The organism is Hydrogenophaga electricum (assembly GCF_030160815.1).
Classification (GTDB): domain Bacteria; phylum Pseudomonadota; class Gammaproteobacteria; order Burkholderiales; family Burkholderiaceae_C; genus Hydrogenophaga; species Hydrogenophaga electricum.
The window spans coordinates 1-11908 of record NZ_BSPB01000077.1 but is presented as its reverse complement, the minus strand read 5'-3'; the positions used below and the strand labels follow the sequence as shown (position 1 = coordinate 11908).

The 11908-nt window shown below is 66.5% G+C and carries 10 protein-coding genes and 1 riboswitch; of the genes, 6 read left to right on the top strand and 4 right to left on the bottom strand.

Annotated elements, in window-relative coordinates:
- From QQK43_RS21575 to QQK43_RS21560, 4 genes are all read left to right on the top strand, one after another.
- Nucleotides 1–918 (top strand): YifB family Mg chelatase-like AAA ATPase (locus QQK43_RS21575; protein WP_284309418.1); only part of this gene is annotated, 918 nt, incomplete at its 5' end.
- A 112-nt stretch (nucleotides 919–1030) separates the two neighbouring features.
- Nucleotides 1031–1636 (top strand): response regulator transcription factor, encoded by a 606-nt coding sequence (locus QQK43_RS21570; protein ID WP_234264560.1) that lies wholly within the window; start codon nucleotides 1031–1033, stop codon nucleotides 1634–1636.
- Nucleotides 1637–1644: 8 nt separating this feature from the next.
- Nucleotides 1645–2991: a sensor histidine kinase gene (locus QQK43_RS21565; protein ID WP_284309417.1), complete on the top strand. Its 1347-nt coding sequence runs from the start codon at nucleotides 1645–1647 to the stop codon at nucleotides 2989–2991.
- 107 nt (nucleotides 2992–3098) lie between these two features.
- Nucleotides 3099–3614, top strand: coding sequence for a hypothetical protein (locus QQK43_RS21560; protein ID WP_284309416.1), 516 nt, complete (start codon nucleotides 3099–3101; stop codon nucleotides 3612–3614).
- A gap of 19 nt (nucleotides 3615–3633) precedes the next feature.
- On the opposite strand, the gene QQK43_RS21555 is transcribed toward QQK43_RS21560, so the two are convergent.
- The 3 genes from QQK43_RS21555 to QQK43_RS21545 form a co-directional block, all read right to left on the bottom strand.
- Entirely contained in the window at nucleotides 3634–4665 is a 1032-nt protein-coding gene (locus QQK43_RS21555) for a hypothetical protein (RefSeq protein WP_284309415.1), read from the bottom strand.
- Between the two features lie 11 nt (nucleotides 4666–4676).
- A complete protein-coding gene (gene metH, locus QQK43_RS21550; protein WP_284309414.1) occupies nucleotides 4677–7412 on the bottom strand; it encodes a methionine synthase in 2736 nt (911 codons plus the stop codon).
- A gap of 25 nt (nucleotides 7413–7437) precedes the next feature.
- Nucleotides 7438–7556: riboswitch (S-adenosyl-L-homocysteine riboswitch) on the bottom strand.
- A gap of 8 nt (nucleotides 7557–7564) precedes the next feature.
- Complete coding sequence (locus QQK43_RS21545; protein WP_284309413.1) at nucleotides 7565–7966, bottom strand: transcriptional regulator; 402 nt, start codon at nucleotides 7964–7966, stop codon at nucleotides 7565–7567.
- 93 nt (nucleotides 7967–8059) lie between these two features.
- Here QQK43_RS21545 and QQK43_RS21540 point away from each other — a divergent pair, with 93 nt between their 5' ends.
- On the top strand, nucleotides 8060–8818 hold the full coding sequence (locus tag QQK43_RS21540; RefSeq protein WP_284309412.1) for a hypothetical protein: 759 nt from the start codon (nucleotides 8060–8062) through the stop codon (nucleotides 8816–8818).
- A gap of 420 nt (nucleotides 8819–9238) precedes the next feature.
- Nucleotides 9239–9457 (top strand): hypothetical protein, encoded by a 219-nt coding sequence (locus QQK43_RS21535; protein WP_284309411.1) that lies wholly within the window; start codon nucleotides 9239–9241, stop codon nucleotides 9455–9457.
- A gap of 790 nt (nucleotides 9458–10247) precedes the next feature.
- Here QQK43_RS21535 and QQK43_RS21530 read toward each other — a convergent pair.
- Nucleotides 10248–11420 carry an MrcB family domain-containing protein gene (locus QQK43_RS21530; protein ID WP_284309410.1) on the bottom strand — a complete coding sequence of 391 codons (1173 nt, stop codon included), beginning with the start codon at nucleotides 11418–11420 and terminating at the stop codon, nucleotides 10248–10250.
- Between the last annotated feature and the right edge of the window lie 488 nt (nucleotides 11421–11908).

Genomic DNA, 11908 nt, shown 5'->3' with positions numbered 1-11908 from the left:
GGCCAGGCGGCCGCGCGCCGCGCGCTCGAAATCGCCGCCGCCGGCGGCCACAGCCTGCTGATGGTCGGCCCGCCCGGTTCGGGCAAGAGCATGCTGGCGCAGCGGCTGGCGGGCATCCTGCCGCCGATGGCCACGCACGAGGCGCTGGAGTCGGCCGCCGTGGCGTCGCTGGCCGGTCGTTTCGCGCTCGACCAGTGGGGCCGGCGACCGACCTGCAGCCCGCACCACAGTGCCAGCGCGGTGGCGCTGGTGGGCGGCGGCTCACCCCCGCGCCCCGGCGAAATCTCCCTGGCCCACCACGGGGTGCTGTTTCTCGACGAACTGCCCGAATTCCCGCGCGCCGCGCTCGAGGCCCTGCGCGAACCGCTCGAAACCGGGCACATCCGCATCTCGCGCGCGGCGATGCAAAGCGAGTTCCCGGCCCGTTTTTTACTGGTGGCGGCCATGAACCCCTGCCCCTGCGGCTACCTCGGCCACCCGACCCGTGCCTGCCGCGACACGCCCGACCAGATCGCCCGCTACCAGGGGCGCCTGAGCGGCCCGCTGCTGGACCGCATCGACCTGCACGTGGAAGTGCCGGCCCTGCCGCCGGCCGAGCTGCTGCACAGCGCGCCCAGCGAAGACAGCGCCACCGTGCGCACGCGCGTGGTGGCGGCGCGCGCCCGCGCCGAAGCCCGGCAGGGCCAGCCCAACCAGCAACTGGCGGGGCGCGAACTTGACGGGCAATTGCAGGCCGACACCGCCGCGCGCCAGTTCCTGCACACGGCTGCCGCCCGGCTCGGCTGGAGCGCGCGCAGCATGCACCGCGTCTGGCGCGTGGCCCGCACCATCGCCGATCTGGCGGACAGCGACACGGTCGCGCCTGGCCACGTGGCCGAAGCGGTGCAGTACCGGCGCGCGCTGCGGTCGGGCGGCTGATCCCGCCGCCGTCCGCATGGGCGGCGCGGGCGGCGGCATACCCCCCAAATGGTGGGTGGTGCACCAAAACGAGCCCCAGCACCCACAATCCGGGATCGTCACACGTCCCGCCATGCACACCCCACCCCGCACCTCTCTGCTGGTCGTCGAAGACCACGCGATGCTGCGCGAGTCGCTGGTGGATTACCTGCGGGCCCACTGGCCGCACGTGACCGTGGCCGAAGCCGCCAGCCTCGCGCAGGCGCTCCAGGCGGTGCGGCCCCAGGCGCCCGACCTGATCCTGCTCGACCTGACCCTGCAGGACGCCAGCGGCTTCAGCGCGCTGTCGGCCATGCGCCGCGCCTGCCCCGCCAGCGCCATCGTGGTGCTCTCGGCGCTGAGCGACGACGGCGTGGCCCAGCACCTGCGGGAACAGGGTGCCGATGGTTTCGTCGCCAAATCCGGCCGGCGCGACGAACTGCTGCAGGCGCTCCTGCCCCTGCTGTACCGGCGCGCCGCGGCGCCGCTGGCGCGCCACACCGCTCCGATCCCCGCGGCAGCGGGTCTGACCCCGCGGCAACTGGTGGTGCTGCAGCAGATGCTGGAAGGCCGCTCCAACAAGGACATCGCGCAGCACACCGGCCTGTCGCACGGCACCGTGCGCAACCACGTCTCGGACGTGTTCACCGCCTTCGACGTGCACAGCCGCAGCCAGTTGCTGGCCCTGTTCCGCCGCTGAGCCCTGCCATGGCCGACGCGGATGCGCTGAGCGAACCGATCGAGACCGAGCGGCTGCGGCGTTTCTTCGCGCAGAACGTGCGCTCGCTGCCCACCACGCTCTACCCCGCGCTGGCGATCTGGCTGTTTTTCTGGTGGGTCACCCGCTCACCTGGGTGCTTCGCCTGGGCCGCGCTGATCCACGGCTGGCAGGCGCTGCGCATCCACGCCGGCACGCGCCCCGAATACCAACAGGCAGCGCTGGCCGATTTGCAGGCGGCCGAGCGGCGCGCCGTGGGCCACGTCGTCACCTTCGCCCTGCTCTGGGGCCTGGCGCCGTGGATGCTCATGCCCGAACAGGACCACGCCCAGCTCTCGGTGATGCTGCTGATGCTGGTCGGCGTGATGGCCGGATCGGCCAACGGCCTGGCCTTCTCGCTGCGCGCCGGCCTGAGCTTCCAGGCCACGCTGGGTGGGCTGCTGATGGCCTGGCTGCTGTGGCAGCGCACACTGACCGACACCGTGCTGGCCGTCAGCACCGCGGTGTTCACCGGCACGCTGATGCTGATGTTCCGCAACCAGCAGCGCCACCTGGTGCAGCTCATCCGGGCGCGACTCGAACAGGCGGCCCAGGCCCGCACCCTGGCCGAGCAGAAAGCCGAACTCGAACGGCTGCACCAGGAACGCAGCCGCCTGTTCGCCACCGCCAGCCACGACCTGCGCCAGCCGGTGCAGGCGCTGAACCTGCAGGCCCAGACCCTGGCCCAGGCCCTCGACGGCCAGCCGCAGGCCGCCGCCGCGCGGCGCATCGGCGACGTGACGCAGTCGCTGAGCCAGACGCTCGACGCCATCCTGGACCTGCACCAGCTCGACCACGTGCCGGCACCCGCGCCGGGCGACCGCGTCGACGCCGAAGCCCTGCTGTTCGAAGCCGCCCAGCTGTGGCGCGACATCGCCGAACGGCGCGGCCTGTCGCTGCGCTTCCACAGCCTGCCTGGCGCCTTGCACGCTCCCCGCATCACGGTGCAGCGGATGCTCTACAACCTGATCGACAACGCGCTCAAGTACACCCGGCACGGCGGGGTGCTGGTGGCCGTGCGGCAACGGCAGCGCGCCTGCGGCCCGGTGCTGCGGCTGGAGGTGTGGGACACCGGCCCCGGCATCGCCGCCGAACACCAGCCCCAGGTCTTCCAGGCCTTCTTCCGCGCCCCGGCACCGGCCGGTCAGCCGCCCGCGCCAGGACTGGGACTGGGCCTGAGCGCGGTGCAGCGTGTGTGCCGGCAGCTCGGCTGGCCGCTGGGTTTTTGCAGCCGGCCCGGCCGCGGTTCGGTGTTCTGGCTGGAGGTGCCGGCCGCGCAGCCACCCGACGGCGCGTGACGGCCCGTGTGGCCGCGCACAAGCAGCGCATGACAAATGTCACTGGTGCGCCGGCGCCGGGCTTTCTAGCATCGCCTCCCATGTTCCACCCCCACGGGAGATGCCCCATGACGATCCGACACCAGCGAACCTGGCACCACGCGGGCCTGCTGGCCCTGACCCTCTCCCTGGCCGCCTGCGGCGGCGGCAGCAGCGACGGCGATGGCAGCAGCGGCGGCGCGGGCGGTGCCAATCTGGTGGGCCTGTGGCAGGCCGACGCCAACGCCCTGCTCGCCGCCAACACCGCCAACGTGGGCACCCCGGGCGTCGACTGCTCGGGCCTGATGCAACTGCGCTTCGAGGCGGGCGACAGCTTCAACGTCGGCGGTGAGGTGGTCTGCACAGCCGGGGCGATGTCCGGCAACGGCACCCTCGTCACCACCGGCAACTACCGCACCAGCGGCGACCAACTGACCCTCAGCAACGCCACCACCAGCGGCGGCATCACCCTGGGTGGCAGCACCCTGCCCATCAGCTTCGTGGGCAATGGCAGCGCCACCTACCGCATCAGCGGCAACACGCTGACGCTCACCTTCTCGGGCGGCAGCGCGGGCACCATCACCCAACAGTGGACACGCGGCTGAAAGCTGCGCGAAAAACAGCTCAGGGGCGCCCGGCGGGCTGCGGCAGGGGGCCGAAGAACGCATCGGCCAGGGCGTGCACCCGCACGCGGGCCTGCGCCGGGGTTTCCGCCACCGCCGTACCGGCTAGTGCCGCGTCGACGAAGCGCTGCGGGGCTTCGCGCAGGTGCAGGGCGGCCGAGAGCGACAGGGCCGCGTCGTCCCAGCGGATCAGCCGGCCCAGCGGCGCGTCGGGCGCCAGCCGCAGCGCCAGTTCACGCCGGGCCGCAAACAGCGCCTCGATCCGGGCCGGCGAATGCGTCCGGCTCCACAGCGCCAATTGCCGCTGCGGGTCGATGAACTGGTCGGGCAGGTAGAACCCGGTGTCGGGAATGCCGAGCAGCTGGCGCACCAGGTTGTAGCTGCGGTGGTCGCGCGCGGGTACCGGCCGCAACGGCGGCGCTCCCGCGGCCACCCAGGCATGGGCCACCAACTCCGAGCAGTACAGCGCCGACGGATCGTCGGCATCGAAGCGGGCGTCGAACGGCGTGCGCCGCGCGTACTGCTCGCGCACGTGTTGCAGCAGGCGGTCGGTGTCCACATCGGGCGGCGGCGCGTAAAGCCCGAATATCTGGCCCGAATCGACGTAGCGCTCGTAAGGAATGCGCTGCACGCCGCGCCCCTCGTGGCCGGTGGCCGGGCCCTGGTCCGTCAGGCTGAGGTTGGCGTTGGTGTCGTAGACGAACACGCCGTCGGGCTCGACCGCGATCAGACCGATGTGGGTCCAGGGCATGAAGGGCTCGCCGAACAGGCCGACGAACAGGCCCGTGGCGCCCGGGTTGGACCACACCAGCACCAGGCCCGAAACGAGCTGGCCCGGGTCCGGCGCACGGGCGAGGTAGGCGGCGTCGGGTGCGGCCACCGGTCCGACCGGCGACGGGGTGCGCAAGCGGTAGGGGTCGGGCCCTTGTGCCGGATCGGCCCGCAGCTCGGCGGCCAGGGGCGGCGGCAGCGTGGCGCAACCGGCCAGGGCCAGCGACAGCCCCATCGCCCACGCCCCCAGCCTGCGCCGCACGGCGTGTGTCCTCAGAGGTTGGGGCCGAGCCAGCGCTTGAGGTCGGCCACGTCCACGCCGCTGCGCGCGGCCAGGTCCTCCACCTGATCGTCGCCGATCTTGCCGACGTTGAAGTAGGTCGACGCCGGGTGGGCCAAGTAGAAGCCGCTCACGCTGGCGGCCGGCGTCATGGCCAGACTGTCGGTCAGCGCCATGCCGATCTCGCTGGCGGCCAGCAGCTCGAACATGCCATGCTTGACCGAGTGGTCCGGGCAGGCCGGGTAACCCGGCGCCGGGCGGATGCCGCGGTACTTTTCCTTGATCAGGTCTTCGTTGCTCAGGGCCTCGTCGGCCGCATAGCCCCACAGGTCCTTGCGCACGCGCTCGTGCATGCATTCGGCCATGGCCTCGGCCAGGCGGTCGGCCAGAGCCTTGAACAGGATGGCGTTGTAGTCGTCGTGCGCGTCGAGGAACTGCTTTTCCTTCTTCTCGGCGCCGATGCCGGCGGTGACCGCGAACACGCCCACGTAGTCGGCCGTGCCGACGGGCGCCACAAAATCGGCCAGGCAGCGGCTGGGCCGCATCACGCCGTCGATGTCCTGCTTTTCGGTCTGCTGGCGCAGACCGTGCCAGGTCAGCACCGGCTGGCGGCGGGTTTCGTCGGCGTAGAGCGCGATGTCGTCCGCGTTCACGCGGTTGGCCGGGTACAGGCCGATCACCGCGTTGGCGGTCAGCCAGCGGCCATCGATGATCTTTTTCAGCATGGCCTTGCCATCGGCGAACACCTTCTTCGCCTGCTCGCCCACGATCTCGTCGTCGAGGATGGCGGGGTACGGACCGGCCAGATCCCAGGTCTGGAAGAACGGCCCCCAGTCGATGTACCGGGCGGCTTCGGCCAGATCGAAGTTCTTGAACACCCGCCGGCCGATGAACTTGGGCGCGGGCGGCGTGTAAGTGCTGAAGTCCACCGGCGTGGCGTTGGCGCGCGCCTGCGCCAGTGGCCACAGCGGCACGGCCTTCTTGTTGGCGTGCTGCTGGCGCACCTTTTCGTAGTCAGCGTTGAGTTCGGCCAGGTACTGCACCCGGCCGTCACCGATCAGCCCCTGGGCCACGCTCACGCTGCGCGAGGCGTCGGGCACGTAGACCACCGGGCCGGCGTAGTGCGGCGCGATCTTCACCGCCGTGTGCACGCGGCTGGTGGTGGCGCCGCCGATCAGCAGCGGAATCTGTTTGTCGCGGAAATGCGGGTCCTTTTGCATCTCGGCCGCCACCACCTGCATCTCTTCCAGGCTGGGGGTGATCAGGCCCGACAGCCCCACGATGTCGGCGCCCTCTTCCTTGGCCTTGGCCAGGATGTCCTGCCAGGGCACCATCACGCCCATGTTCACCACCTCGAAGTTGTTGCACTGCAGGACCACGGTGACGATGTTCTTGCCGATGTCGTGCACGTCGCCCTTGACGGTGGCGATCACGATCTTGCCCTTGCTGCGCACGTCGGCACCGGCCGCTTCGAGCTGGCGCTTTTCCTCTTCGATGTAGGGCAGCAGGTGGGCCACGGCCTGCTTCATCACGCGCGCGCTTTTCACCACCTGCGGAAGGAACATCTTGCCCTGGCCGAACAGGTCGCCGACCACGTTCATGCCGTCCATCAGCGGGCCTTCGATCACGGCCAGCGGGCGCCCGCCCTCGGCCTGGATGAGCTGCCACATCTCTTCCGTGTCTTCGGTGATGTGTTCGTTGATGCCGCGCACCAGCGCGTGCGTCAGGCGTTCGCGGATCGGCAGCGCGCGCCATTCGTTTTTCTTGCTGTCGTCCTTGGCCGCGCCCTTGGCGCTCTCCGCCACTTCCACGAGGCGCTCGCCCGCATCGGGCCGGCGATTGAGCACCACGTCTTCCACGCGCTCGCGCAGCTCGGGCTCCAGCTCGTCGTACACGCCCACCATGCCGGCGTTGACGATGCCCATGTCCATGCCGGCCTGGATCGCGTGGTACAGGAACACGGTGTGGATCGCCTCGCGCACCGGGTCGTTGCCGCGGAAGCTGAACGACACGTTGGACACACCACCGCTCACCTTGGCACCGGGCAGGTGCTGTTTGATCCAGCGCGTGGCCTCGATGAAATCGACCGCGTAGTTGTTGTGCTCTTCGATGCCGGTCGCGACCGCGAAGATGTTGGGGTCAAAGATGATGTCTTCGGGCGGAAAGCCCACTTCATCGACCAGCACGCGGTAGGCGCGCTCGCAGATCTGAATCTTGCGCGCGTAGGTGTCGGCCTGGCCCACTTCGTCAAACGCCATCACCACGGCAGCCGCGCCATAGCGCTTGATCAGCCGCGCCTCGTGCTTGAACTTCTCCACCCCTTCCTTCATGGAAATGGAGTTGACGATGCCCTTGCCCTGCACGCACTGCAGGCCGGCCTCGATCACGCTCCACTTGGACGAGTCGATCATGATCGGCACGCGCGCGATGTCGGGCTCGCCAGCGATCAGGTTCAGGAAGCGCACCATGGCGGCCTGGCTGTCCAGCATGGCCTCGTCCATGTTGATGTCGATGATCTGCGCGCCGTTTTCCACCTGCTGGCGCGCCACCGCCAGCGCGTCCTCGTAGCGGCCTTCCAGGATCATGCGCGCGAACGCCTTGGAGCCGGTGACGTTGGTGCGCTCGCCCACGTTGACGAACAGGCTGCCCTCGCCAATGAACAGCGGCTCCAGGCCGGACAGCAGCATGGGACGAACGGAAGCGGGGGCAGGGGCGGTCACAACGGTCATGGGGCTCACCAGGGAAGACATCGGGAACTGGTGAGCGCCGTTGGAAACCGGTGGGTCCGGCGGGCGGAGAACGCCCGGAACCTCAAGCCTGACGACCGCCGGCGCCAGCGGGTGGCGGGCAGCGCTGCAGCGCTCCTTGAGGAGCGGCGATTTTAGCGGTTGTCGCTCTCGTGCGCCTTGGCGAACGTGAGGATCACCTCGCGCACGATCTTGCGCTGCGGCGCGGGCAGCGAGAGGAAAGCCTCGAAGGTTTCGCGCTCCACGTAACCCGCCCCGTCCTCCCAGCGCTGGCGGCGCTCCTGCACCGACTGCCGCACCGCCACGCCAAAGCGCAGCACCTCGGGTTCGACACCGAGCCAGTCGGCCAGCACCTGCAGCTTGTCCTGCGACGGAATCGCCTCGCCGCGCAGCCAGCGGCGCACGCCCTGGAGCGTGACCGAACGCCCCCAGTAGCGCGTATTGAACTCACGCTCCAGCACCACCGGGCGCACGGGATAGCCCGCCTGCGCCATGGCGTCGCGCAACCGCTGGGCAAATTCCGCTTTTTCATTCATGAACAGAAACGTAGTAAGGCGTGCCATCAAATAGACACTTTCGGTTTGTTTTTGGATAAACTTTCTGTTCACAAAACCAGGGAAGAACAAGCCATGAACCGCTCACTGCTGCACCACCTGCCCGATATCGCGGCCTTTGCTCACCGGCACGCCCGGGACCTCATGACCCAGTTGGAGGACGCCCACACAGAGGCGGCCGATTGGCCCAACAGCGCGCGCGTGCACCTGCTGCGCGGCGACACGCTCAGCGCCATGCTGGGCTTGCTCGGCGGCCGGGGATCACAAGCCCCGCTGCGCGCGGGCATACCCCTGGTGTGGTTGGCGCAGACACTACCACCGGCGGTGGAATCGGCAGCGTCACCGCTGGGCTTCGTCCTGCACCGCGCCAGGGCACTGGCCGAACTGACGGTGAACCTGTTCGTGGCCCGTGAACTGCTGGCACAGCAGGGTGCTTTGGTCATCCCCATCGACACCGATCCGGAGCAATGCATCGCCCGCTTGATGAACACCGTCTTCGGTCATGTGCGCTCGCTGACGCACCCCCGAAGCCGGGAGCATGTCTACATCACCGGGCCGGGTGCCGCCGAGATAGATATCCGGCACACCAGCCCCAACTTGTGGAACGACCTGGCGCACACCTTCACCCGCCCTCGCCAACCGGTGCTGGTGGCGCCGGCTGACCCCGACTGGGCGGCCTGTGCGGCCGGACTGGACCGCCGCTGGATTTTGGTCCAGCCCGACGCGATGGACTTCGCGCTGCTGCGCGAGTACCTGATCGCCCACCGGGTTGAGCAGGATGGCGCCCGGTGGTGCGTGCACGAGACGGCACGGTGCTGGACCGTGCCGTCGTGAAGCGGACCGCTCGGCGGCCACCGCGCTGGCGAGCAAATTGCTTGTCGGGGGCATGTCCCTTTTGCCCCAAACTCTGACGGATGCCGCCCGACACCGGTGACTTGGCCGCGCCGACCGCCTGGCACGCCCAGGAGCTGCTGCTCATGCGCGAGGTCATGAAACTGGTCGGCCATCCGCGAGCTGGGCAACGTGATCGAACGCCTGGCGCGGCACCTGCCCGAGCAACCGCCCCCACACCCCGGCACCCATGGCCGCGGCGCCCAGAGCCTGGGGCTGACGCTGCGGCAGTTGGTACCGGTTGGGGAAGAAGGCGGGGTTGCGGTGAGAGGCGGACGTGGCGGCTTGGCTTGAAATGAACGCTGACGCACCCGATCTGTGACAGCATCCGTTTCATTCCCAGAGACTTGAGCGAAGTGACCCATGAAAACCATCGACGAAATGCTTCACCTGGCCTTGCTGACCCCGGACGAACACCAGCAGATCAGTCACTGGATCACGCAGGCCACGTCACCCGACGAGATTCTGAAAATGCCGCCCCTGCTGTGGCGGGCCGTCGAACGCGCCAGCGAGGTCATGGGCATCGACAACGACCTGACGCGCCCGCCGGCGCTGGATGCGGGCGATCTGGTTTGCTTGTAGGCGGCGCACTGGAGAAGCTACTTGCCGGCTCACAGGCCAAGACGGCGATGTGGGCATGTCGACCAACGGTTAGGAGCGGACGCTCAACGCAGAAGTCAGCGGCCGCCGTAGGCGGTCCGCTGCGTAAGCTGCCATGTTAGCTGCGGCCCCATACTCGGACCACCTTACGATGGGGCCTCGCCCCATTTGGACCGACATGTAGATGCTCCGGAAGCAACCAAGATCGTTGATGCAAGTGCGCGACCAAGCCTGCTTCATATACCAGAGCGAATGCGAGTTAAACAGCGGGTACATGATCGGGACGACGAGGTAGCCTGGTCCGTAAGCCTGCATGCTGGGAAGGTACGACTTTTTCTCGAGTTTCTTTCGCACGGCATCAACAAACCGCGCGGCAAATTGAGCGTCGGGTCCGACGAACGGTCCATTTCCAATTGGCTTGTGCTTCTCGCCGGGCGTTGCGTAGGAGTATTCATCCGGCGCGAAGGCGTCGCTCCAGAAAGCGTCAGTCACTTCGAACCATCGAGTAGTGCGCCCAGATCGAATGATCGCCTCGGGCGGATTCGGTTCGGCCACAACTTCATACTTGGCCCGATACCTGGAATTCAGCCAAGCAACGAACGCTCCGACTTGAACCCGTTCGTGTGCTTGCTGTATGACGCGGCGTCGGTTCATGAGCAGCTAATGCCCAAGGTAAGCGGCGCCGGAAGGAGCGCAGCGACTGCAGGGTACCGAAACTGGCCGTGAAAATGCCGAAGGCATGGCCAGCGTTGGCGTCCGCTTGACCGACCAGTTAGGCATTATTTTTAACGAGGTAATGGCTGCGAAACTCTTCCACGCTGTTGACGAAAGAGGTGCGATGAATAATTCGGTGGCAGTTGGAGCACAGGACTGTGAAATCAGTTTTTGCGTTCAAGCTCAGTCGTTGCCCTTTTAAATCAGCGAGCGGCGTGAGGTGATGGGCTTCAATGAAGTCCTTTCCTATGGCTCCGTACTTGGCCTGAAAGTCAAACCCGCAAGCCTTGCAGGTGTAGCCGTGATGAAGCTTTGCCTTACGAGCAAGCTTTCGGTTCCTCTCAATGCGCTTGTGCTCACGCAACTTGGTTAGGTCTTCTTCGCCTAGAACCACTTCATCGTCTTCCGCTTCCGCGCGTTCAAAAAGTTGGGGTTCACGCGATACCAACAGGAAATACAGGTTTACAAAGGACGCTAGATCGTTGGCGAGTTGGGCGTCATCCGGTATGGCTCTACCTTTGTAGAAGATAGAGCAGATGTTGCCAGCTTCATAGAAGGAGCTGAGGTTGCTTGCCGAGCTGACGGCAAGATCAATCGCATCAGTACTCACCCCGGCGGGGAGGGGTCCAAGGCGAGCGAGGAAGTCAGAAGCACGCACTCTAAGAGCTGCCTTGGCTTCGGATCCGTATTGCTTCTTCGCACTCGTGACGCCTTGATTTAGAGATATATACAGGCCCGAAAAATCTTCCTTGACGAGGTAGACGATGTAATAGCCATCTTGGGCACTCTCGGTGACAAAGCGATCGAAGACCGAAGCCCATGGGGTTCTTGCCCAATTTCCTTGACCGGGACTCCCGTTCGTGATGTACCTCGGATTTCCATTGAGTACCTCGTCCATAGCGCGCGGGAGATCTTCGCGAATTAAGGCCGCCATAGGATGCCCGGCGAAAGGCTGAGTAACTGCTTTCGGGTATTCCTCTAACAGGAGGCTAAGTGCACTGCTGAGACTCATAATGCCTAACGCAATGTATCCCGCAGAAACTGCGAGATAAGCTGAACGGTGCGGGATATTCTGGCCACAGTTTCCTCCCCAAAACGTTGATAGGTCACGGGCTTGCGCGCTTGATGCTGTTTTTTCATACAAGCATAAAGCAGCAATGAAACCCGGCACGCCTTCTTTACCTCCACCAGGCCGTTGGACCGGCTTCTGAAACGCATCCGGTATCTGCACTATAGCCTTCAGACAAAAAATCCTATCTGTATTGGGTGAAGCTTTTCATTCGCTGGCATGGCCACGGCAGGGTGATACGTCATCCGCGCGAGATGGGGCCGCCGACATGGAGGCCTTTGTCAACATGCGGGCGAACGAGCGTCAGACTTCGCCATCCCCCCACAACCAGGCGCAGAGTGCCAGCCGGTTTCTCTATTGGCCCCCTGACCCGGCCCACCCCGCCGGGCCTCTCAATCCACGCACTTCGCCATTTTGTTGACATTGTGTTAACCCAATGTCATTTCAGCCGAGACCACGCCCCGGCGCCTGTGCTCACCACCCCCATAAATCCACAAAATCAACAGCTTGCATGCGTTGACCTGAAGCTCGCCACCCTGGCACAGCGGTTGCACTAGATGTTGAGTTGCAATAGGTTGTTCCCGGAGAGCCGGGATGCTGGAGGCTTGTAGCCCAGTGCCGAGTGAGGCCTGCGGGCGTTGTAGTAGGCC